We start from the raw sequence: 21,883 nt of genomic DNA, 5'->3' as shown, positions 1-21,883 counted from the left end.
ACATCAGAGCCCGGCGGTCCTCAACGGACCCTGGCCACCCCGCCGTAGACGGTGTCCACACTGACCGGCGGCTCCGGGGTGTCCCGGTACCAGCGGTGGGCGGTCACCAGACCCGGCTCGACGAGGTCGAGCCCGTCGAAGAACCGCGCCACCTCCTCGCGGGGGCGGAACCGCAGCGCGATGCCGCCCTTGCCGTACGTCCCCGTGATGCTCTCCCGCAGCTCCGGGCTGAAGTCGAACGTCCCGTGCGACAGCGCGAGATAGCTGCCGGCGGGCAGCGCTTCCAGCAAGGTCCCGACCAGGCCGTACGGGTCGTCCTCGTCGGGGATGAAGTGCATCAGCGCGATCAGGGACAGCGCGACCGGCCGGTCGAAGTCCAGCAGCTTCCGGGCGTGGTCGAGGATCTTCGCCGGGTCGCGCACATCGGCCTCGATGTAGTCGGTCGCGCCCTCGGGCGTGCCCACCAGCAGGGCCTCCGCGTGCCGCAGCACGATCGGGTCGTTGTCCGTGTAGACGACCCGGGCGCGCGGGACCGTCCGCTGCACCACCTGATGGAGATTGGGCACGGTCGGGATGCCGGTACCGACGTCCAGGAACTGGTCGACGCCGTTGGCGGCGAGCCAGCCAACGGCCCGGTGCATGAACGCGCGGTTCTGCCGGGCGCTGTCCTTGCCGAGTTCGGGAAGTGCCTCGCCCACGACCCGGTCCACCTGGTAGTTGTCCTTGCCGCCCAGCAGGTAGTCGTAGACACGGGCCGGGTGCGGCCTGCTCGTGTCGACCTGGGGCTTGGGCGTACCGGTGGTCATGTCGGCTCCGATCGGTCGGCGTCCACGGCAGTCTGCCACAGCGCACGACGACCTCAACCCGGCTCGCCCGCAAGCCCGTTGGGCTGTGCGCTCAGCGCGCGTCCGCCCACGCGTAGCGGTGCTCGGGGCGGCCGGTGTCCCCGTACTTGAGCGTGAGTCTGATCCGCCCCGCCTGCTCCAGGTACTTCAGATAGCGCTGCGCCGTCGAGCGGCTGATGCCGGCCCGCTCGGCGACCTCGTGGGCGGAGAGCGGCGCCGCCGCCTCGGTCAGCACCTTGCGGACGAGTTCACTGGTCGGCGCCGAATGCCCCTTGGGCAGCCCGGCGGGTGACGCGTCGGCGGGTCTCAGCGCCCCGAAGATCCGGTCGACCTGCTCCTGCCCCGCCTCACCGCGGCCCCCCACCGCCTCCAGGGTGCGGCGCAGCGCCGCGTACCCGTCGAGCTTCGCCCGCAGACCGCCGAAGCTGAACGGTTTGACGAGGTACTGCACGGCCCCGTAGCGCATCGCCGCCTGCACGGTCGCCACGTCGCGCGCGGCCGTCACCATGATCACATCCGCGTGGTGGCCGAGCTGGCGCATCCTGCGCACCACCGTCAGACCCGTCTCGTCGGGCAGATAGTGGTCGAGCAGCACCAGATCGATGTGCTGGCGCTCCAGCGTCGCCAGCGCCTGGGCCGCCGTGTGCGCGCGGGCCGCCACCCGGAAGCCGGGGATCTTCGCCACATACGCGGCGTTGATCTCCGCCACCCGGAAGTCGTCGTCCACGACCAGTACGTCGATCATCGTGACACTCCTGAGCCGGCGCCGGCCCGCTGGCCGGCGGCTGACGCGGTGAGCGGCGCTGCCAGCGCCTCCGGCAGGACGACGGTGAACACCGCGCCGCCGCCGGCCCGCGCGGTGACCCGGGCCATCCCGCCGTACCGCTCGGCGAGCCTGCGCACCAGCGCGAGCCCCAGCCCGCGGCCGCGGTGGGCGGGGGACTGCTTGGTCGACCAGCCCTCGGTGAAGATCTGCTCCCGCATCGCCGGCGGCACCCCCGGCCCGTTGTCACTGACCCGCAGCACCGCCGTACTGCCCTCGGCCCGCAGCTCCACCTCGACGGAGGTCGCGGCATCGAACGCGTTGTCGACGAGATTGCCCAGTACCGTCACCACATCGCGCGGGTCGACCACCTCGTCGGGCAGAAGCGTGGCGGCGGAGATCCGCAGCGAGACCCCGCGCTCGGCGGCGATGGCGGCCTTGCCCACCAGCAGCGCCGCCAGCAGCGGGTCATGGACCCGCTCCGAGAACTGCTCGGCCGACGAGCGGTGCGCCTCCGCGACCTCGGCGACGAACTCGGCCGCCTCGTCGTGCATGCCCAGCTCCAGCAGACCCAGCAGGGTGTGCAGCCGGTTCGCGTGCTCGTGGTCCTGCGCCCGCAGCGCGTCGAGGAGCCCGTGCGTACTGTCCAGCTCCCGGCCGAGCTGCTCCAGTTCGGTACGGTCCCGCAGGGTGGCCACCGCGCCGCCGTCGCCGGTCGGCATCCGGTTGGCGACCAGGACGCGCCCGCCGCTCACCGTCAGCAGATCGGCGCCGTCGACCCGGCCCGCCAGGACGTCGGTGGTACGGCCAGGCAGCAGCACCTCGTCCACCCCGCGCCCCGCCGCGTCGGGACCGAGCCCGAGCAGCCGCTGCGCCTCGTCGTTGACCAGCCGGATCCTGCCGTGCCTGTCGAGGGCGACCACGCCCTCCCTGATGCCGTGCAGCATCGCCTCGCGCTCGTCGAGCAGCGCGGAGATGTCGGCGAAGGCCAGCCCGTGGGTGCGCCGCTGGAGCCGGCGCGACACCCCGTAAGCGGCCAGCGCCCCGACGGCGAGGGCGGCGCCGGCGTACAGCAGCAGCCCCCGTACAGCGCTCATCAGCCGGTCGCGCACACTGTCGTACGCGATGCCCACCGACACCGCGCCCACGATCCTGCCGTGGCCGTCGCGCAGCGGCACCTTGCCGCGGGCCGACCTGCCGAGGGTGCCGCGGTCGATGCCCATCACCTCGTCGCCCGCCAGCGCGCCGCCCGGGTCGGTGGACACATGCTGGCCGATCCGCTCGGTCTCGGTGTGCGACCAGCGGACCCCGCGGTTGTCCATCACCACGATGTAGAGCGCGCCGGTGGCCCGCCTGATCCGGTCGGCCTCCGCCTGGACCGGGCCCGTCGCACTGGGCGGTGTGCTGGTCAGCAGCTTGGCGAGCCCCGGCTCGGCCGCCGTGGTCTGGGCGATGGACAGCGCCTGGCGCATCGACTGGTCGTCGAGCTGGGAGGAGAGCGGGGCGAAGAACAGACCGATGGCGAGCATGATCACACCGGTGGTGATGGCGAGCTGCACCAGGAGCACCTGGGCGAAGACCCGACGGGGCCAACGGATGCGCATACGGCTCTCCCGCCTTCCGCCGGTCTTCCGCGCCTTTGCGGAACAGATTCATCCGGTCAACTACGTCGCGAACGCACCGTAAACGCCCACGGCCCCACTGCCCACCCCTCGTAGCGGTTTCGTTGTGACAACGCGAGCAGAACGAGCAGAACAGCGGCTCAACGAGCAGAAGGGGAGCGCAACGAGCAGAACAGCGGCTTGTGGGCAGAAACCGGAGTTGTGACCACAAGGCTGCCGCTGTGGCGGGGGCCACACCTAGCGTCCCGGCCCATGAACAGCCAAACGAGCCCCGCCATCGAGTTGCGGGGGGCCAGCAAAGCGTTCCGGACCCCGTCCGGCGCGCTCCACACCGCCGTACGGGATCTGGACCTGACGGTCGGCCGCGGTGAGTTCGTCGCCGTCGTCGGCCCCACCGGATGCGGCAAGTCAACGACCCTGACCCTGGTCAGCGGCCTGGACGAGCCCACCGAGGGCGAGGTGCTGGTGGGCGGCGAACCCGTCACCGGCATCGGCGACAAGGTCGGCTTCGTCTTCCAGCAGGACGCCGTCTTCCCCTGGCGCACCGTCCTGTCCAACGTGATGGCAGGACCGCGCTTCCGCGGGGTGCCCAAGGCCGAGGCGAAGGAGCGGGCCCGCGCCTGGCTGGACCGGGTCGGGCTCAGCACCTTCGAGGACCGCTACCCCCACCAGCTCTCCGGCGGCCAGCGCAAACGCGTCGCCCTCGCCGCGACCTTCGTCAACGACCCCGAGATCCTGCTGATGGACGAGCCGTTCTCGGCGCTCGACGTGCAGACCCGCGCCCTGATGTCCGACGAGCTGCTGGAGCTGTGGGCCGGCACCGGCGCCTCCGTCGTCTTCGTCACCCACGACCTGGAGGAGTCCATCGCCCTCGCCGACAAGGTCGTGATCATGACGGCGGGCCCGGCGACCGTCAAGGAGGTCTTCGAGATCGACCTGCCGCGCCCGCGCAAGGTCGAACAGGTCCGGCTGGAGCCCAGGTTCCTGGAGATCTACCGGGAGATCTGGTCCTCGCTCGGCGAAGAGGTACGCATCACCAGGGAAAGGGGCGCCGCCGATGTCGCCTGAGACCACCACCCTCGCGCAGCCGGCCGAGCGCGCGCCGAAGAACGAACGCACCCGCGCCAGGGCGCAGGCGGCCCGCCGCCGCTCCTACCTGGTGCTGGGCAGCCGGGTGCTGCTCCTCCTCGCCGTACTCGGCCTGTGGGAGTGGTTCGCCAGGACCGCCGTCATCGACCCGTTCAACTTCTCGATGCCGTCGAAGATCTGGCAGCAGATGAGCACCTGGGCCACCGAAGGCACCGCCCAGGGATCGCTGTGGGAGCAGATCTGGTACACGCTCTACGAGGCACTGCTCGGCTGGGTCATCGGCGTGATCGCCGGTGTGCTGCTCGGCATCGCGCTCGGCCGGGTCCGCTTCCTCGCCGATGTGATGGGCCCCTACATCAAGGTGCTCAACGCGCTGCCGCGTATCGTCCTCGCGCCGATCTTCCTGATCTGGTTCGGCCTCGGCCCCGCCTCGAAGGTGGCTTCGGCGGTCGTCCTCGTCTTCTTCCCGGTCTTCTTCAACGCCTTCCAGGGCGCCAGGGAGGTGGACCGGAACCTCGTCGCCAACTCCCGCATCCTCGGCGCGAGCAACCGCCAGGTCACCTTCCAGGTGGTCATCCCCTCGGCCACCTCATGGATCTTCACCAGCCTCCACGTCAGCTTCGGCTTCGCCCTCATCGGCGCCATCGTCGGGGAGTACATCGGCGCGACCAAGGGCCTCGGCCTGCTGGTCTCCGCGTCCCAGGGCACCTTCAACGCGGCCGGTGTGTACGCCGCGATGGTGATCCTCGCGATCGTCGCGCTGCTCGCCGAAGGGCTGCTGACCTTCCTGGAGAAGCGGCTCTTCCGCTGGAAGCCGGTCGAAGCCGGCGCCGAACGCTGACCCCTTCCCGGTACTCCCCACACCTCCCCGCCACGCACATCGCACTCTCACAAGGACGTGAACCACATGCGAACAACAAAGATCGCGGCGCTCGCCGTCTCCGGCGTACTCGCCCTGTCCACCCTCACCGCGTGCGGTGGCGACTCCGGCTCCGGGGGCGGGGACGGCGGCAAGGTCAAGATCATGGTCGGCGGTCTCGACAAGGTCATCTACCTGCCCGCGATGCTCACGCAGCAGCTCGGGTACTTCAAGTCCGAAGGCGTCAACGTCGAGTTGCTGACCGAACCGGCCGGTGTGCAGGCCGAGACGGCGCTGATCTCCGGTGACGTGCAGGGCACCGTCGGCTTCTACGACCACACGCTGGACCTCCAGGCCAAGGGCAAGTCGGTGGAGTCGGTCGTCCAGCTCTCGCAGGCCCCCGGCGAGGTCGAGATTGTCTCCAACCAGGCGGCCGGTGACCTCACTTCGGCCAAGGACTTCAAGGGCAAGAAGCTCGGCGTGACCGGACTCGGCTCGTCGACGGACTTCCTGACGAAGTATCTGGCCGTCAACAGCGACGTGAAGGTCAGCGAGTTCACGCCCGTCGCCGTCGGCGCCGGGCAGACCTTCATATCGGCGCTCCAACAGGGCTCGATCCAGGGCGGGATGACGACGGAGCCCACCGTCTCGACGATCCTGGACAAGAAGCTCGGCAAGGTGCTGATCGACATGCGCACCCCCGAGGGCTCCAAGGCCGCGCTCGGCGGTCTCTACCCCTCGTCCAGCCTCTACATGAACACCGACTGGGTCGAGGGCCACAAGGAGACGGTGCAGAAGCTCGCCAACGCCTTCGTCAAGACCCTCAAGTGGATGTCGACGCACAGCCCCGAGGAGATCGCGGCCAAGATGCCGGCCGACTACGCGCAGGGCGGCGGCAAGGCCCTCTACGCGCAGTCGATCAAGAACAGCCTACCGATGTTCACCAAGGACGGGGTGATGCCGGCCGAGGGCCCCGAGACGGTCAAGCGGGTGCTGAAGGCGTTCGACCCGAACCTGCAGAACTTCGACGTGGACGTCTCGAAGACCTTCACCACGGAGTTCGTCAAGAAGGCCGGCTGATCGAGCGCGTCACACCGGCCGCGATCGTGGTGGCCAGGATCCAGCCGGTGATGATGAGCAGGTACGACAGGCCCTGGTACCAGCCGACCGGCGCGTAGGCCTGCTCCTGACCGAAGTCGACGACGGGCAGGAGCAGGTCCAGCGTGTAGAAGACCGGGTTGAAGTGCGGGGCCTCCGCCGGCTTCAGGGCCGGCGGCCGGTGCACCGCGTACACCGCGGACCCGACGAGCAGCAGCGAGGCGAGCCAGGCCGCGGCCCGCATCGGCCGGAAGCCGTAGCCGACGGTGACGTCCTGCAGCCGCCCCCACAGCGCCGCGTACCACGCGAGCCCCGCGCGCTGTCTGCGCTGCTTGGCGAGTTGGACCGTACGGGCCCCCGCGTCGTCGCCGACCTTGCGGTACGAGGCGGTCAACTGCTCGTACGCGTACGGGACATAGCCGTCGAGGTCGCGTTCGAGCACCGGCAGCCTGCGGGCCGCCGGCTCGTGCGGGGCGAGGGCGCCGTAGCTGAGACCGTCCAGATTGACCCGCTCCGGCCAGACGTCCGGCGCGATGTGCAGCAGGTCCAGTTGGGAGCGGCGCAGATTGACCACGCCCTCGACAGGAGCGGCGGCGCGCAGCCACAGCTCGCCGATGACGCAACTGCTCGCCCGCAGCGCCACCCCGCCGGGGTTGGCCAGACGGGCGTACGCCAGATTGAGCTGCCCCGGGATCCGCGCACCGCGCAGGTTCACCCGGCCCCGCACCCGTATCCGCATGGCGTGCACATCGGCGCCCACCTGGAGGGTTTCGGCGCTCAGCGCGGTGCCGGACGGCTCCGCCAGCTCGGCGTCGTCGAGCCGGACCGAACCGGCCACGGTCGCGCCGTCCAGCCGTACCCCGCCGGACGCCTTCAGCCCCGGCGCCCACAGATCGTCCCCGCAGCTCGCCTGGTTGAGCGCCAGCAGCGGCTCGTCCGGCTCGCCCTCTCCGTCCGCCGCCCCGTTCGCCGTCGTCCCGGGCCGGGCCAGTACGGCACGATCGAGGAAGACCGCTCCCGACACGCGCGCCCCGCCGAGCAGGACCGGGCCGCTGATCCGGCAGTCCGTCAGCCGCAGCACCCCGTCCACGCGCAGGGTGGCGGCGATGAGCCCGGGGAGCACCGAGCCGCTGAGATTGAGCTGGCGGACCTCCGCGCCGTACAACTGCGGGGCCGCGTCGAAGAAGCAGTCCATGAGCCGGATCGCGCAGGTGGCCGCCGCGTAGCGCAGCGCCCAGGTCCCGGTGATCCGCGCCCCGGTGATCCGCAGCGCCGCGATCTCGCCGTCGGCCCGGCGGTCGTCCAGCAGCAGCGCCCGCAGGACTTCGCCCCGTACGGAGCGCTCGGGGCCCCAACTGCCCCCGGCCGCCGGGTCGTCGTCCGGCGACGCCTCGTCCGGCGACGGGCGGAAGTCGACGGCGGCGCCGCTCGGGAAGGCGCGCCACACACGCCGCTCGGCCGGCGTCAGATGCGTGATCTCCATTGGCCGGGACTCTGGCGGGCCGCCGCCCGGCCTGTCAACCGGCCGCCCGGCAGCGGGAGGTGGCTGAGCCGCCGGCGAATCACCCGACAGCCGCGACGAGTTCGGCCAGCGCCTCGGCGAGCGCGTCGAGTCCTGGCCCGGCCGGGCCGCCCGGCTCGGTCATGTACAGATCCCGCCGGATCTCGATCATCAGCGCGCTCACCCGTGCGTCCGCGCCGTAGAACGCCAGCGGCACATAGGCGCCGGCGAACGGGCTGTCGATCCCTGTCCCGCCGAACCGCGCGAACACCCGCTCGGCGTGGCGCAGCAAGGCGGCCGGAGTGTGGAAGCCGTCAGTTCCCAGACAGACCGGCGGTCGCGGTCCCTCGCCGTGCAGCTCGTAGGGGAGCCGCAGGGTCGGGTACGAGTGGACGTCGATGACGACGGCCCGCCCGGTGGCCGCCAGCCGCCCGGCCACGGCCGCCTCCATCGCGGCGGCGTACGGCCGGAAGTAGCGCTCGATCAGCGGCTCGTGCGCCACCTCGGGCCCGCGCAGCCGCTCGCCGTGCGCGGTGTGCGTATAGACGGCGCCCATGCCGACCGTCCGCATCTCCTCCCGCTCGTCGGGAAACCGCTCGGGGTCCACGACCAGCCGGGACAGCCCGTTGACGAACCGCCACGGCCGCACGGGCGCCGCCGCGGCGGCCAGCTCGGCGATGCGGGCGGTGTGCGCGTCGGTGAGATGGTCGAGTTCACGCTCCAGCGCCGCGTCACCGAGCACGATGCCCGCCCGCACCGCACCGGGCACGGTGCGCGCGGAGTGCGGGACGTGCAGCAGGACGGGAGAGTCGGCGGCGCCGGGAATGAGCCGGCAGAACCGCACGTCGTCGTTCATCGTCCTCCGTAGGAGACAGTGGCCCCGGCCGGTGCCAGGAAGATCGGACAAGTCCTGGTTGCGGCCAGGGCGGCGTGATAGTTTCACCCACGATTCTGCGGGTGACCGGCTCAGCGGGGGATGGTCGGTGGAGAGCGACGCACCGGACGCGTTAGGGGCGCCAGACGCCGCCTACCGACGTCTGAAGATGGCGTGGGTGCATGAGCTGAGCGTGCTGGAGTGCGTGACCGACGCCTCGCAGCGCCCGCTGTTCGTGCATCTCGTCGCCGAATACCTGAACGTCGAGATCAACGTACCCGGCCAGACCCCCCGCCTCGACATGGCCGCCCTCGTCGGCAAGGTGCTGGGGCTGCCCGACGGACGGGACGCCCTCGTCTACGCGATCGAGATGCTGGCGGGACCGCAGCCGGCCAAGTCCGTCGAGGAGCGGGTGCGGCGCCATCCCGCGCCCGCGCTGCTGCCGGTGTTCACCGAGGACGAGATACGCAAGGGCCACGACCTGCTCGTACTCGACCAGGACACCGACCCCAGGCGGCTGCACGCCGCGCTCGCCCACGAACTGCAGATCGACCTGCCGGCCGGGCTCACCCGCGCCCAGCTCTTCGAACGGCTGCTGGACGCCAACGCCCAGGCGTCGGACGGACTGCCGCCCGCCGTCGTGCTGATGGAGGTGGCGGCGGCGCAGTCGCCCGCGCACGCCGAGGCGCTGCGCGGCTGGTCCGCCCGCTGGGCCGCGCGGTCGGCGCGGGGCGCCGCCGGCGCGCTCGACGAGCGCCGCCGCCGGATCGCCGAGGAACCGCCGCCCGACCCCGATGTGCCCCGCTGCCTCGTCGTGATGGTCGCCCCCGCCGACGACGGCTCGCCCGACCTGTACGTACGCCACTGGGTGAACGTCGCAGCGGGACACTGGGAACCCCTGGCGGGCGAGACGGAGCGGACCACGCTCGACTCCCTCGGCAGCGCGGTCGAGCGCGCGGTGGCCCGCGCCGAGCGGTACTGGGGCGAACACACCGCCGAAGCCGACGGGCGCGGCGACGACCCGGTCCATGTCGAGTTCGTCCTGCCGTACGCGATGCTCAACCACGACGTCGCCCGGCTGCCGCTGGGGGACCGCGTCATCGGTGAGGTGCCGCTCAGCCAGCGCTACCTCGTCCATCTGCGCAGCCTCGACCGGATGCGCGCGGGCGACCCGGGGCAGTTGCGCAGATGGCGGGACCGCTGGGGGGTGTTCCGGACGGCGGCGGCAGCGCAGACGCCCCGCTGGGGCGGCACCGACCTCAAGCTCTGGCGGGCCGGCCTCACCCGGGAGCGCGCTGTGACAGCGGTCATCCTGCACGGCCCCGCCGTACCGGGGCGCGGCCTTGAGCCGCTGGCAGCCGCCATCAGTGAGGGCATCGGCGTGGCCGGCTGGGACCGCAGGGACGAGGACTCGCCGCAGTCGCGCGAGCTGATCCGGGTGCTTTTCGGCCACTCACCCGGGCAAATCCCGGCGAAGGTGAGCCAGCTCCGTCTGGATGCGGAGGCGGAGGATGAGGGACCCCGGATGATGGGCAGACATATCGCGTTCTTCTGGGATGATCCGAACCGGCTGGTCGACTGTGAGGAGTTGTCTGCGTGACGGAGCAGAGTTCTGCGGCGGAGACCGCCGTCCCGCCCTCCTGGCGGGTGTTCCACGCGACCGGACAGAGCCCGCAGTCCGCGCCGCCCGAGCTGCCCGCCGCCCCGCCCTGGCGTGAGTTCAACGGCAGCCCGTTGCAGGACGATCCGCCCGACGACGACCGGGCGGCGCTGCGCAGACTCGGCGTGACCCGGGCCGAGCCCCAGTTGCGCGACGAGGAGATCGACACCGTCAACGCGGCGGTGCTGCTGCGCCGTCCCGTCCTCGTGACGGGCCCGCCCGGGGTCGGCAAGTCGACGCTGGCCTATCTGGTCGCACGCGAACTGGGCCTCGGCCGGGTGCTCCAGTGGAGCATCGTCAGCCGCACCACCCTGCGCGGCGGACTGTACGAGTACGACTCGATCGGCCGCGCCCAGGCCATCGCGGCCTGGCGGGCCGGCGGCGAGCCGGGCCTCGCGCGCGACGGAGAGCCGGAGCAGGCCGCCGTCGCCGCCGAACCGCCGTACCTCGGCGACTTCATGACGCTCGGTCCGCTCGGCACCGCGCTGCTGCCGTACCGCCGACCGCGCGTGCTGCTCGTGGACGAGCTGGACAAGAGCGACATCGACCTGCCCAACGACCTGCTGCACGTCCTGGAGAACGGCAGCTTCGAGATCCCGGAGCTGGTCCGCAGCGACCTGGACTCCGTCAAGGTCTTCTCGGACGACCCGCACAGCCGCGCCACGGTCGAGGGCGGCCGGGTGGAGTGCGCCGAGTTCCCGATCGTGGTGATCACCAGCAACGGCGAGCGGGAGTTCCCGGCCGCGTTCCGGCGGCGCTGCCTGCCGCTCGAAATGCGCCCGCCCAGCCGCGAGCAACTGCTCTCCATCGTGGCAGGCCATCTGCGGCGCCAGCCGGAGGGCGTGTCGGCCCTGGTCGACGACTTCGAAAGGCGGCTGCAGGACGGCGGTACGCAATCCGTCGACCAGCTCCTCAACGCCGTCCAGTTGACGGCCACATACGGTTTCCAGAGCGACAGCGACGGGCGTAAGCTTATCGAGATGCTCCTCCGCGACCTCTCGAAAGGCCGCTGATGAACGGCTTGCCCAGGGAGCGCGCACCGGGCCCCGACGACACCGGGAGTGCCGCGGCCCCCGGTGCCGCAGACGACGGGCCGAGCTGGCAGGACATCGCCGACTCCGCCTGGCTGGCGTCCCGCTGGCTGGCCGCCGGCCGGACCACCGCACCCGCCCTCCCAGGCAAGCCGTCGGCTCAGCCCGCCCCGCCGTCCGCACCGGCGGCGGCCCCCGGCCCCGGGCCGCTGCCGCCGGACGGAGCGGACACGGACCCGCCGCCCTCCGCGCGCCCCGGCGCCACGGACCTCCGCTCCGGAGGCAGCGGCCCCGGCCCCGGCTCCGCACCGGAGTCCGACGGCGCGGCGGCCGGCATCCGAACCCGCCTCGTCACGACGGTCGAGTCGAGCGGCGAGGCGCCCGACCCGTACACCGCCGCACCCGGCGGCAGGACGCCGCGCCCGCAGCGACCGCTGCCGCTGGCCAAGGCCATGCGCGGACTCGGCCGCCGGGTGGCCTCGCGCACCCTGACGGAGCTGGACGAGACGCGCACCGCCGAGCACGGCATCAACGACGGGTTATGGGTCCCGTATCTGCTCCCCGCCAGGGAGAACGCCTTCGACCTCGTCCTGCTCGTCGACGACTCGCCCACCATGCGCGGCTGGGAGCGCACGGCGCGGCAGCTCGCCGTGGAGGCCGCCCGCAGCGGCGCCTTCCGCGACGTACGGTCCGTCTCCGTGTCCGTCACGACCGAGGGACCGCCGGTCCTGCGCAGGGCGGGCGGCCGGCAGGCCGACCCGGCAGAACTGCTCGACGGCCGCGGCTCCCGGCTCTTCCTCGTGGTGACCGACGGACTCGGGGCGGGCTGGGCCGGCGCAGCGGCCGACGCGTTACTCGCACGGCTCGCCGCCGGCGGGCCGACCGCGCTGGTGCACCTCCTGCCGCCGTACCTCCGGCACCGCTCGTCGCTCTACCCCTTCCGCGCCAGTCTCGAAGCCGCCGGATTCGGCGCGCTCAACCGGTATCTGGGCTGCCGGCCGCCGCACAGCCTGCCCGACCCGGTGCGGCCGCTGCCCGAGCCCGACGACGGCACGGTCCCGGTGCCCGTGCTGAGCCTGCGCCCCGAGTCCTTCCGGGCCTGGGCCGACCTCGTCACCGGCGAGCGCGGGGTCTCCGCCACCCTGCCCGTGGTCCTGGCCGGCGCACTGGCGAAGGGCGCCTCCGCCCCCGGACTGCGCGCCCCGCGCATCGACGGGCCGCGCGCCGCCTCGGCCGCCGTACGCCGCTTCCTGGGCCTCGCGAGCCCGCTCGCCCGGCAACTGGCGCTGCTGCTGGCCGTCGTCCCGCTGGACTTCGACCTGATAGAGGAACTGCGCGACCGGGCCGTGCCCGAGGCGGGCCCCGACCATCTCGCCGAGGTGCTGATGGGCGGCCTCATCAACTGGAACGCCGGGGACGGTGACGGCGAGCGCGGCATCGACTTCGCCGACGGGGTGCGGGAGGCGCTGCTCGCCACCGGAACCCGTTCCCAGCTCGCCCAGTTGGTCACCCTGCTCTCCGAGCTGAGGTCGGGCCGGCGCGCCGGCGCGCTGCTGCGTGCCGTGCTGCGCGACCCCGAGCACGCCCCGCTGCCCGACCCGGCGCCGGCCAACCGGCCCTGGCTGCGGATCGAACTCGCCGTGCTCAAGGCGCTCTCGGGCCCCTACGCGCGCCGGGCGTCGCGGGTGGCGGCGGGGATGGCGGGCGCGCAGGGCGCATCCGGCGTGATCAGGGGTGGTGCGGGCGCATCCCCCGATAAAAGTGGATCTTTGCGGGAAGGGCTGGGGGCGGAACAGACCACCGACCCGCCAGGAGGCACAGTGCCGCCCACACCGCCCGAGACAGTTGTTGACGAGAATGCCGGGAAGGCTGACCACACGATGGACCTCAGAGCGCAAGAACACAGCTTCGTCCGTACGGGCCAGCCGAAGGTCATGGGCAACGTCCCTCCCAAGAACCCCAACTTCACCGGGCGGGAGAGTCTGCTGGCGGCGGTGGAGCAGCAGTTGCGCGAGGACAAGACGGCCGCGGTCCTGCCGCACGCCCTGCACGGGATGGGCGGCGTCGGCAAGTCGCAGATCGCCATCGAGTACATCTACCGGCACAGCCACGAGTACAGCGTCATCTGGTGGATCCCGGCCGAGCACGACAGCCTGATCCTCGCCGCGCTCGCCGAACTGGCCCGCAGCCTCGGGCTCGACGTGGGCCCGCAGGCCAACACGGCGGTCCCCGCCGTACGGGAGGCGCTGCGCACCGGCAAGCCGTACGAGAACTGGCTGCTCGTCTTCGACAACGCGGAGAACATCGACGCCGTACGGGCCTACTTCCCCAGCGGCGGCTCGGGAAAGATCATCGTGACCTCGCGCAACCGCGAATGGGAGCGGGTCGCGACCCCGCTCAGCGTCAATGTGTTCGAACGGGACGAGAGCGTCGCACTGCTCCAGCGCCGCGCCCGCGGGCTGGGCGCCGAGGACGCCGACCGGCTGGCCGAGGCCCTCGGCGACCTCCCGCTCGCGATCGAGCAGGCGGGCGCCTGGCACGCCGCCACCGGCATGCCGGTGGCCGAATACCTCGAACTGCTCGCGGCGCGCCGCCCGGAGATCCTGGAACTCGACCCGTCACCCGACTACCCCGTGACGGTCGCAGCGGCCTGGAACATCTCGCTGGAGCGGCTGGCGCAGAACAACCCGGCCGCCCGGCAACTGCTGGAGATCTGCGCGGGCATGGCGCCGGAGCCCATCCCGCTGAGCATGCTCAGGGGCGGCCACAAGGTCGAGATCACCCCGGAACTCGACCCGGTGCTGCGCGACCCGCTGCTCCTCGCGCGGGCCACCCGCGACCTCAGCAAACTGTCGCTCATCAAACTCGACCACAAGTCGGGCACGCTCCAGATGCACCGACTGATGCAGAACGTGCTCGCCTCGGGCCTCGCGTCCGAGGAACAGGAACGGATGCGCCGCGCCGCGCACCTGCTGCTGTCCACAGCCAAGCCCGGAGCGCCCGAGTCCCCCGAGCACTGGCCCGCCTACCAGGCGTTGCTGCCCCATGTGATCGCCTCCGAAGCGGTGGAGAGCTCCGACCCCTGGGTCCGCGGCCTGGTCTTCGACGTCGTGCTCTTCCTCTACTACTGGGGGGCGCACGACGCGGGCGAGAGTCTGGCGAGGCAGGCATGGCTGGCCTGGAGCGCCCAGTCGGGTGCCGAGGAGCTCCAGGTCGTGCGGATCACCAAGCTCCTCGGCTTCTTCCTGCGGGTGCTCGGCCGGGGTTCCGAGTCCCTCGCGCTCAGCGAGTCGGCGCTGGCCATCTCCCGTACCGCGCAGGTTCCCGACGAGGAACTCGTCGACTCCATGTGCCAGATGGCGAGCGCGCTGCGGTACGAGGGCAAGTTCTACGAGGCGCGCGCCCTGGACGAGGAAGCGGACGAGCGGGCGCGCGACCTGTTCGGCCCCGAGGACCCGGAGACCCTGCGGGCCGCCCACGACTACGGCATCTCGATGCGGATGTGCGGTGAGTTCAGGGAGGCCAGGCACCTGGACGAGGAGACGGCGCACCAGTGGGAGCTGCTGCTGGGTCCCACCAACGGCCTCACCCTCAACACCCTGAACGCGCTCGCCATCGATGTGCGGGAGACGGGCGACTACCGGGCGGCGCACCTCCTTCAGGAGTCCACCTACCGGACGTATGTGACCCACTTCGGCGAGGACAACGCGGCCACCATCCGCGCCGCGCGGAACCTGGCCGTGTGCCGGCGCAGGGCCGGAGTGGTCAGCCAGGCCGGGGAGCTGACCGAGGAGACGCTGCTGCGGTTCACCACCCGCTACGGCACCGACTACCCCGACACCCTCGCCACCGCCATGAACGCCATCGTCGACCGCAGGCTCGGCGGTGAGCTGGACAGGTCGCGTGAGATCGGCGACAAGACCCTGGCGCGCTACCGGTCGACGCTCGGCGACACCCACGCGTACACACTCAGCGCGATGGTGAACCTCGCCGCCACCCTGCGCGCCCTGGGCGAGACCGACGACGCCGAGGCGCTGGACAGGGAAGCGGCCGAGAAGTTCCGGGCCACTCTCGGCGACAAGCATGTGTCGACGCTCACCGCTGCCATGGGGCTCGCCAACGACCACTACGCCCGGCTGGACTTCGCCCGCGCGCTGGAGGCCGACGAGGCGACGCTGGGGCCGCTGACGCGCAGCGCGGGACCCGACCACCCGCTGACCCTGTCCTGCACGGCCAACCTCGCGCTGGATCTGCGCGGACTCGGCCGGGTGGCGGAGGCGGACGAGCTGAACGCCAAGGCCGTCGAGGGGCTCACCCGACTCCTCGGCGACGACCACCCCACCACGACGGCGGCCCGGCTGTACCAGCGGATCGAGTGCGACATCGCGCCGATGCCGATGTGACACCGAAGCTCAGGTCAGCCAGCTCTCCGCTGCCGACGTCCCGCCCGCCGAAGTCCAACCCGCAGAAGTCCCGGCTTCCGAAGTCCGGGCTTGTGAAGGTTCGTTGACGGCGGCGGGCGCCCGATCAGGCCGATCCCGCCGCCGGCTCGCCCGAGCCGGCGGCGGGCGCCTCAGGAACCGGCAGCGGCTCCTCGGAACCGTCCACCTCGCCGCCCCGCTCACGCAGCCGCAGCCGCCGTACCAGCTTCAGCAGCGGCTGGGTCAGCAGCGTCGTGGCGAGCGCCATGAACACCAGGATCGTGTAGAGCCGCCGGCTCAGCAGGCCGGCCTGGAGTCCGGCGCTGAGCGCGATCAGCTCGGTGAGCCCCCGGGTGCTCAGCAGCACCCCGACGGTCCGCGCGTCGTGCTTGCCGAGGCCGCTGAGCCGTGCGGCGGCCGTGCCGCTGCCGATCTTCACCGCCATGCCCAGGGCGGTCACGGCGACCAGCACCACGAGTCCCGCGCCGTCGAGGCCGCCCACGGCCACCGCCTGGCCCGACACCACGAAGAAGAACGGCAGCAGCAGCGAGCTGATCTCGTTCAGCGGGCGCACCAGATCCGCGTCGAGTGTGCCGCCCCGCTCACGCGGCACCACCACCCCGGCGAGCAGCGCCCCGAAGATGACATGCAGCCCCAGCGCGTTGGTCACCCAGGCGGAGGCGAGGGCGAAACCCACCAGCAGGGCGAGCCGCAGCGACGGATCGAGCTGGATCCGCCAGAGGGTCGCCAGCAGCAGCCGCCGGCCCCCCAGCAGCATGGCCGTGCCGAAAGCGACCGCGAGGACCAGCCTGACCTGCCAGGACAGCGCGCCGTCCGGGGCCGTCGGCAGCATCGTGCCCGCCAGGACCGTCCAGCCCAGCACATCCAGCATCCCCGCGGCCGACACGGCGATCACCCCGGGCACCGTCCGCGACAGACCGTTCTCCCGCACGATCGCCGTCAGTACGGGAACCGCCGTGACCGACAGGGCGACACCGAGGAACAGCACGGACGTCACCGGGAGATGCCTGGGCATGCCGAGCGCGTGGAGCTGCTTCTGGAAGATCAGCGCCCCGCCGCAGCCGGCCGCCATCGGGACGACGAACGAGGCGATCGAGACACTGAAGGCAGCCCGGGTGCGCCCGCGCAGGACGCGCAGATCGAGTTCGTACCCGACGGCGAACAGGAAGAGCACCAGCGAGATCTGCGAAAGCCCGCTGAGCACCGGGGCGATGGCGGGGGGAAACACCGCGGCGCGCACCGAAGGGGAGATCTCACCGAGCAGGGAGGGGCCGAGCGCGATGCCCGCGACCAACTGGCCGACGATGTAGGGCTGTCCGACGCGCCGCGCCGCCCAGCCCGCCAGATGGGCCACCAGCACGATCAGCGCCGACGCACCGATGAGATGAGTGATCATCGCATCCGGGTTCATGGGGTACCCCCTGGTTCGATCCCTTGCCGGAAGCGTGCCCCGCCCCCAGCCGTACGAAAGCCCCGCGTGTTCGCGCAGATACGGGAAGCAGCGGCATCTCCGCGAGAGTACTGATAATTTGACGGTAATTCATGCAGGTGAACAGTGGTTCGGGCGGCGCGCTGGCGACCGCTGACGGCGGGGCGGTTCATGACATCTGTGGTCTTCGTTCACGGTACCGGCGTAAGGGAACCGTACTTCACGGATCTCTGTACCAGAATCGCCCAGGGGCTCGGCCCGTTGGCGCCTGCCGCGCGTGTCGTGCCGTACGACTGGGGCACACCGCACGGTGCGCGGCTCGGTTCCGGCGGTGCGAGCATCCCCGGCCGGGGCAGGGGCGCTGACAGCCGCGATCCGCGCGCCCCCGCCGACCAGGCCGACGAGGAGGCCGAGGCGTGGGCGCGGCTGTACCGCGAGCCGACGTCGGAACTGGCCCTCGCCGCAGCCCGGTCCGGCAGTGCGGTGACCCCGCCAGGAGCCGCGTTCCCGGACGAGCGGCCCCGCGCGCTGCTCGGTCAACTCGCCTCCCGCGCAGGGGAGTTCGCGGAGATCGGGCCGGGGCTCGACGAGGCCGCACGCGCCCTCGCCCGCGATCCGCTGCTGCCCGCCGCCGCCCGCGCACTCGACACCGGCACCCTGGCGGCGACCCTCGCCAGAGCGCTGGCCGCCACCGTCATCGGCGAGGCACTCGAAGCCGATCTGCCGGTCGTCTGCGACGGCGACACCCGTGACACGGCGGTCGGCCGACTCGCCCGCGCGCTCGGTGCGCCCCCGCACGGCACCGAGCGCGGTCCCGTGCTGAAGCTGCTCGGGCGTCCCGTGGTACGCGCCGGATCACACTACGTCGTACGCCGCAGACGAGCCCTCACCGAAGCCGCGCATCCGGCGGCCGGTGACATCCTGCGCTATCTCGCCCGCGGCGAGCCGGTGCGGCACGGGCTGCGGCTGCTCGTGGCCACCCTGGAGCCGCCCGTCGTGCTGCTCGGGCACAGCCTCGGCGGGATCATCGCCCTCGACACCCTGCTGGCCGGACCGCTTCCGGGCGTCGAACTGCTGGTCACCGTCGGCTCGCAGGCGCCGTTCCTGTACGAGACCGGCGCCCTGCCAGGACTCGAACACCCCGACCCGCTCCCCGCACACGTGCCCGACTGGCTCAACCTCCACGACCGCAGGGACCTGCTCGGCTACATCGGCGCGCCCGTCTTCCCCGGCCGGGTCACCGACGTCGAGACCGACAACCGCCAGCCCTTCCCCGCCGCACACAGCGCCTACTGGTCCGACCCGGCCGTCTACCGCACCATCGCGGAGCAACTGCCGTGACGGACAAGGCCGTCGGCCCCGAACCGGCCGTCGCCCCCGGGCGGGTCTTCGCCCTGGTCGTCGGGATCGAGCGGTACGCGGCAGGCGACACCTGGACCCTGCCGGGACCCGCCAGGGACGCGGTGCGCTTCAGCGCCTGGCTGCGCGCGGCGGGTGTGCCGGAACACCACATCCTGCTGCACCTCGCCCCGGCCGACGGCTACGACCCGGGCGTCGCGTACCGCCCCGCCGACCACGCCGCCCTGCGGCACGCCCTCGTCGGCGAACTGCCCGCGCTGCGCGGGGACGCGCTGTGGATCTGGTGGGGCGGCCACGGCGTACTCGACCAGGACGAGCGGATCCGGCTGTACTGCGCCGACGCGACCGAGACCGACCGGCGCAACCTCGACCTGGAGTCCGCCCGCCGGGCGCTGTCCAGCGACGCACTGCCCGGCTTCGCCCGGCAGACCTGGGTCGTCGACGCCTGCCAGACCTTCGACGAGCGGCACGGCTTCCCCCTCTCGCTGCCCGCCGAGACCCTGCCGGCCGGCGAGCGGGTGCACACCCACCAGCAGGCGCTGCTGCTCGCCGTCACCCGGGGCCAGCGCGCGGTCAACGATCCGGTCAGACGTACGGGTCTCTTTTCGGACGTTGTTCTCGGCGAACTGGGCCCCGACGCCGTGCCGGAGGCGCAGCCGCTCTTCGCCCGGGTCGGCGCCCGGATGGCAGCGCTGCGGGCCGGCGGCGCGACCGAGCAGACCCCGGCCGTCTTCCTGCGCGGCCCCGGGTTCGACAGCTCCCTGCCCGCGCCGCCCGCGCCGCCCGCGCAGGGCCGCCCCGGTGCGGGCAGCCCCATGCTGCGGCTGGTCGAGGCGCTGCTCGCCTACCCGATGATGAGCGACCGCGACGAACGGCAGACCCTGGTCAGCGCCCTGGACCCGGGCATCGTCGCCCGGCTGCCCCGGCACGCGGTGCCGCGTACCGATCTCGTCGGTCTCGTACGCACCCTGGGCCGCCGTCCCGACGACCTCTGGCAGTTGTTCGACGCCGTCACGCTGCTCGACGACGACCCGCACCGGAGCGACGAACTGCGGCGGGCGATCAGCGAGTTGAACGGCGCTGCCGGCGGCCCCCGCTGATCGACCGGCGCAAAAGCAGGGTTTCAGTACCGGTGCTCTGTGGTCATGATGGGAGAAGGCGGTGGCATCTTGTGCCGCCGCGCGCGAAGGGGGAGCACGTCTTGGACCAGCCGGTGCACGCCGACATCACGCCGGAGCATGTCGAATCCGATGTGGCGGATCTGACCTCGGTGAGTATCGCCGCGCTCCGCGGGCTCGCCGTCCCAGCGCCGAACCGGCGGTTGCTCGAAGAGCTGGGGCGACCCCGCGCCAACGCACTGGCCGGCTCGAACCCCCCGTCCGGCAGGGCCGTTTGACGGCTGACGGAGATGGTCCATGACCTCGGACGAGCGGTACGAACGCTTCCGTATGCCGGGCCCTCTCTTCGACGAACTCGCCGCCGGCGGCGGCTCCGCCGAAGCGGTCGCCTTCCTGCTGCGCGGTGAACGCACCCGCAGGCTGCTGCTGGTGCGGGAACTGCTCGCCCGGCTCGACGAACGGCCGGACCTCCTCGGCGCCCCCGCCGCCTCGGTCTGGCGGTACGTCGAAGAGGCCGCCCTGCGCGCGCCGGACGCCGTCGAGGCGCTGCTGCTCAGCCCGCAGGCCGGGAGCTGGCTGGCCCATATGCTGCGCCGGCTGCACGGCACCGCCTCGGGTCCGCCGCTGTGGGCGGACGCCGGCCAGCTCGCCGCGCTGGCCGTCGCCGCCTGTGTGCGCGGTGGAACGGACGCCGAGCTGCGGGTGCCCGTGCTCGCCGGCCGGGTCAACCTGCCGACACTCGGCCTGCTGGTGCTGCCGGGGCCCGCTCGACCGGGCGACGAAGGAGCGCGGTGGGTACGCGCCCTCGTCCGGGACCGGCGGGTGACGGTGGGCCCCGTCGGATCCGCCGAACGCACCGTCACCGTCCGGCCGCTGGACGACGAGCGCGGCGCGCGCTGGCTCCCGCTGCGGACCGTGCGCGCGGGTCCCGGCGGCCCGCCGATCTGCCTCGACGACCTCGACCCGTACCGCGACCTGGACGAACCGGTCGGCCCCGCGCCGCTCGAAGCGGCCGAGGTGCTGGCCTGGCAGCGGCTGCTGGACGAAGCGGTCGGAATCCTCCAGCCGCCAGGCCCCGAACCGGGGCGGCTGCGCCCCGCCGAGATCAGCAGGATCGTCCCCTGGCGCCCGGCACCCCGGCTGCTGGACACACCACCGGACGGCACACCAGACCCGGCCGGGCCGGGCGCCACCGGCGACGGGGCCACCGGCGACGGCGCCACCCCGGGCGTCCGGCTCAGCGCCTCCACCGGCGACGCGTTCGGCTCCATGATGATCGCCCGGCCGCCCGGCGCCCTCGATCTGGCCGAGACCCTGGTCCACGAGTTCCAGCACAGCAAACTCGGCGCGCTCCTCCATCTCTTCCCGCTCGTCGGCGACGACCGCGACGCCTGCCACTACGCCCCCTGGCGCCCCGACCCGAGACATCTGCCGGGGCTGCTGCACGGCGCGTACGCCTTCACCGGCGTCGCCGGATTCTGGCGCGAGCGGCTCGGCGACAAGGAGGCCGACCCCACCGGACGCGCCCCCTTCCAGTTCGCGCTGCGCCGCCTGCAGACCCGGCTCGTCGTACGGACACTCGCCACCCGGGCCGTCCTCACCCCGCAAGGACGACGGCTGGTCGCCGGGCTCGCCGCGACCCTCGACCACTGGCTGCGGGAGCCCGTCGCGCCCGAAGCGGTCGCGCGGGCCAGCGCCGCTGCCGTCAGCCACCGGGTCGAGTGGCGGCTGCGCAACATCGCCGCCGACGGGGCGGCCGGCACCGTGCGGGACGGGTCGGCGGACGCGTACTGGTACGACGACCGGCTCCGCCTCTACGCCCTGCCGCCCGCCGCGCCCGGCCCGGCGGCGAGCGGCGACGAACTCCTCACCTCGGGGGACCCGGCCGCCGCACTGCCGCGCTACGCCGCCGCACTGCGCGCGCACCCCGACGACCCGCACGCACTGGCCGGCTGGCTGCTGGCATGGGCGGCCGGCCGCCCGGACCGCCGCCCGCTGCTGGCACGCCCCGAACGCTTCCCCGCCGCGCTGGCGGCCGCCGGGATCGCCCCGGGGGACGCCGACGGCATGCGCGCGACAGCCGACGCACTCGTACCGCGCGGCGGTGCGAGCCGGCCCTGAGGCGGAAACCGCCCTGACGCGACGGGACTTCCGCAGCCGTTCGGCCGAATTCGCGCGGATCGAGCGCCACGC

16 protein-coding genes are annotated in these 21,883 nt (G+C 72.6%); 10 read left to right on the top strand and 6 right to left on the bottom strand.

The window, feature by feature from the left end:
• Positions 1–20: 20 nt before the first annotated feature.
• The 3 genes from ACZ63I_RS10445 to ACZ63I_RS10435 all read right to left on the bottom strand — a co-directional run bounded on the left by ACZ63I_RS10445 (position 21) and on the right by ACZ63I_RS10435 (position 3,212).
• Positions 21–806 (bottom strand): SAM-dependent methyltransferase, encoded by a 786-nt coding sequence (locus ACZ63I_RS10445; RefSeq protein ID WP_469337334.1) that lies wholly within the window; start codon positions 804–806, stop codon positions 21–23.
• Positions 807–897: 91 nt separating this feature from the next.
• On the bottom strand, positions 898–1,590 hold the full coding sequence (locus tag ACZ63I_RS10440; RefSeq protein ID WP_469337332.1) for a response regulator: 693 nt from the start codon (positions 1,588–1,590) through the stop codon (positions 898–900).
• A complete protein-coding gene (locus ACZ63I_RS10435; RefSeq protein WP_469337330.1) occupies positions 1,587–3,212 on the bottom strand; it encodes a sensor histidine kinase in 1,626 nt (541 codons plus the stop codon). The genes ACZ63I_RS10440 and ACZ63I_RS10435 overlap by 4 nt, the downstream gene beginning before the upstream one ends.
• A 270-nt stretch (positions 3,213–3,482) precedes the next feature.
• Between ACZ63I_RS10435 and ACZ63I_RS10430 the strand changes: the two genes are divergently transcribed.
• The 3 genes from ACZ63I_RS10430 (at position 3,483) to ACZ63I_RS10420 (ending at position 6,258) form a co-directional block, all read left to right on the top strand.
• On the top strand, positions 3,483–4,298 hold the full coding sequence (locus ACZ63I_RS10430; protein ID WP_469337329.1) for an ABC transporter ATP-binding protein: 816 nt from the start codon (positions 3,483–3,485) through the stop codon (positions 4,296–4,298).
• Positions 4,288–5,160, top strand: a complete 873-nt coding sequence (locus tag ACZ63I_RS10425; RefSeq protein WP_469337328.1) for an ABC transporter permease — start codon at positions 4,288–4,290, stop codon at positions 5,158–5,160. Before ACZ63I_RS10430 ends, ACZ63I_RS10425 begins: the two co-directional genes overlap by 11 nt.
• Positions 5,161–5,226: 66 nt before the next feature.
• Positions 5,227–6,258 carry an ABC transporter substrate-binding protein gene (locus ACZ63I_RS10420; protein ID WP_469337327.1) on the top strand — a complete coding sequence of 344 codons (1,032 nt, stop codon included), beginning with the start codon at positions 5,227–5,229 and terminating at the stop codon, positions 6,256–6,258.
• Here the strand turns inward: ACZ63I_RS10420 and ACZ63I_RS10415 are convergent.
• Together ACZ63I_RS10415 and ACZ63I_RS10410 are read right to left on the bottom strand one after the other, a co-directional pair.
• Entirely contained in the window at positions 6,242–7,759 is a 1,518-nt protein-coding gene (locus ACZ63I_RS10415; protein ID WP_469337325.1) for a membrane-associated oxidoreductase, read from the bottom strand. The genes ACZ63I_RS10420 and ACZ63I_RS10415 overlap by 17 nt on opposite strands.
• A gap of 79 nt (positions 7,760–7,838) precedes the next feature.
• Entirely contained in the window at positions 7,839–8,633 is a 795-nt protein-coding gene (locus ACZ63I_RS10410) for an N-formylglutamate amidohydrolase (RefSeq protein ID WP_469337324.1), read from the bottom strand.
• A gap of 196 nt (positions 8,634–8,829) precedes the next feature.
• On the opposite strand from ACZ63I_RS10410, the gene ACZ63I_RS10405 reads away from it, so the two are divergent.
• The 3 genes from ACZ63I_RS10405 to fxsT are packed head-to-tail and all read left to right on the top strand — an operon-like array spanning position 8,830 to position 15,745.
• On the top strand, positions 8,830–10,251 hold the full coding sequence (locus ACZ63I_RS10405; protein ID WP_469337322.1) for a VMAP-C domain-containing protein: 1,422 nt from the start codon (positions 8,830–8,832) through the stop codon (positions 10,249–10,251).
• Positions 10,248–11,324, top strand: a complete 1,077-nt coding sequence (locus tag ACZ63I_RS10400) for an AAA family ATPase (protein ID WP_469337321.1) — start codon at positions 10,248–10,250, stop codon at positions 11,322–11,324. The genes ACZ63I_RS10405 and ACZ63I_RS10400 overlap by 4 nt, the downstream gene beginning before the upstream one ends.
• A complete protein-coding gene (gene fxsT, locus ACZ63I_RS10395; RefSeq protein ID WP_469337319.1) occupies positions 11,324–15,745 on the top strand; it encodes an FxSxx-COOH system tetratricopeptide repeat protein in 4,422 nt (1,473 codons plus the stop codon). Before ACZ63I_RS10400 ends, fxsT begins: the two co-directional genes overlap by 1 nt.
• Positions 15,746–15,869: 124 nt before the next feature.
• Here the strand turns inward: fxsT and ACZ63I_RS10390 are convergent, their stop codons facing one another.
• Positions 15,870–17,195, bottom strand: a complete 1,326-nt coding sequence (locus ACZ63I_RS10390) for a cation:proton antiporter (protein WP_469337318.1) — start codon at positions 17,193–17,195, stop codon at positions 15,870–15,872.
• Positions 17,196–17,384: 189 nt separating this feature from the next.
• Between ACZ63I_RS10390 and ACZ63I_RS10385 the strand changes: the two genes are divergently transcribed.
• From ACZ63I_RS10385 to ACZ63I_RS10370, 4 genes are all read left to right on the top strand, one after another.
• A complete protein-coding gene (locus ACZ63I_RS10385; RefSeq protein WP_469337316.1) occupies positions 17,385–18,554 on the top strand; it encodes a hypothetical protein in 1,170 nt (389 codons plus the stop codon).
• Positions 18,551–19,672, top strand: a complete 1,122-nt coding sequence (locus ACZ63I_RS10380; protein ID WP_469337314.1) for an effector-associated domain 2-containing protein — start codon at positions 18,551–18,553, stop codon at positions 19,670–19,672. The genes ACZ63I_RS10385 and ACZ63I_RS10380 overlap by 4 nt, the downstream gene beginning before the upstream one ends.
• A gap of 101 nt (positions 19,673–19,773) precedes the next feature.
• Positions 19,774–19,968, top strand: a complete 195-nt coding sequence (locus tag ACZ63I_RS10375) for a hypothetical protein (protein WP_469337313.1) — start codon at positions 19,774–19,776, stop codon at positions 19,966–19,968.
• 19 nt (positions 19,969–19,987) lie between these two features.
• Positions 19,988–21,811 (top strand): HEXXH motif domain-containing protein, encoded by a 1,824-nt coding sequence (locus ACZ63I_RS10370; protein ID WP_469337311.1) that lies wholly within the window; start codon positions 19,988–19,990, stop codon positions 21,809–21,811.
• The last annotated feature ends 72 nt before the right edge of the window (positions 21,812–21,883 follow it).

The organism is Streptomyces sp. NPDC087906 (assembly GCF_055584925.1).
The sequence above is the reverse complement of the archived record's forward strand: the minus strand, read 5'-3'. Positions and strand labels throughout refer to the sequence as shown.

Coding starts and splice junctions, on each gene's coding strand:
- ACZ63I_RS10390 (WP_469337318.1), bottom strand. CDS start 17,195: ATGAACCCGGATGCGATGATCACTCATCTCATCGGTGCGTCGGCGCTG.
- ACZ63I_RS10425 (WP_469337328.1), top strand. CDS start 4,288: ATGTCGCCTGAGACCACCACCCTCGCGCAGCCGGCCGAGCGCGCGCCG.
- ACZ63I_RS10370 (WP_469337311.1), top strand. CDS start 19,988: ATGACCTCGGACGAGCGGTACGAACGCTTCCGTATGCCGGGCCCTCTC.
- ACZ63I_RS10420 (WP_469337327.1), top strand. CDS start 5,227: ATGCGAACAACAAAGATCGCGGCGCTCGCCGTCTCCGGCGTACTCGCC.
- ACZ63I_RS10435 (WP_469337330.1), bottom strand. CDS start 3,212: ATGCGCATCCGTTGGCCCCGTCGGGTCTTCGCCCAGGTGCTCCTGGTG.
- ACZ63I_RS10410 (WP_469337324.1), bottom strand. CDS start 8,633: ATGAACGACGACGTGCGGTTCTGCCGGCTCATTCCCGGCGCCGCCGAC.
- fxsT (WP_469337319.1), top strand. CDS start 11,324: ATGAACGGCTTGCCCAGGGAGCGCGCACCGGGCCCCGACGACACCGGG.
- ACZ63I_RS10445 (WP_469337334.1), bottom strand. CDS start 806: ATGACCACCGGTACGCCCAAGCCCCAGGTCGACACGAGCAGGCCGCAC.
- ACZ63I_RS10385 (WP_469337316.1), top strand. CDS start 17,385: ATGACATCTGTGGTCTTCGTTCACGGTACCGGCGTAAGGGAACCGTAC.
- ACZ63I_RS10415 (WP_469337325.1), bottom strand. CDS start 7,759: ATGGAGATCACGCATCTGACGCCGGCCGAGCGGCGTGTGTGGCGCGCC.
- ACZ63I_RS10430 (WP_469337329.1), top strand. CDS start 3,483: ATGAACAGCCAAACGAGCCCCGCCATCGAGTTGCGGGGGGCCAGCAAA.
- ACZ63I_RS10440 (WP_469337332.1), bottom strand. CDS start 1,590: ATGATCGACGTACTGGTCGTGGACGACGACTTCCGGGTGGCGGAGATC.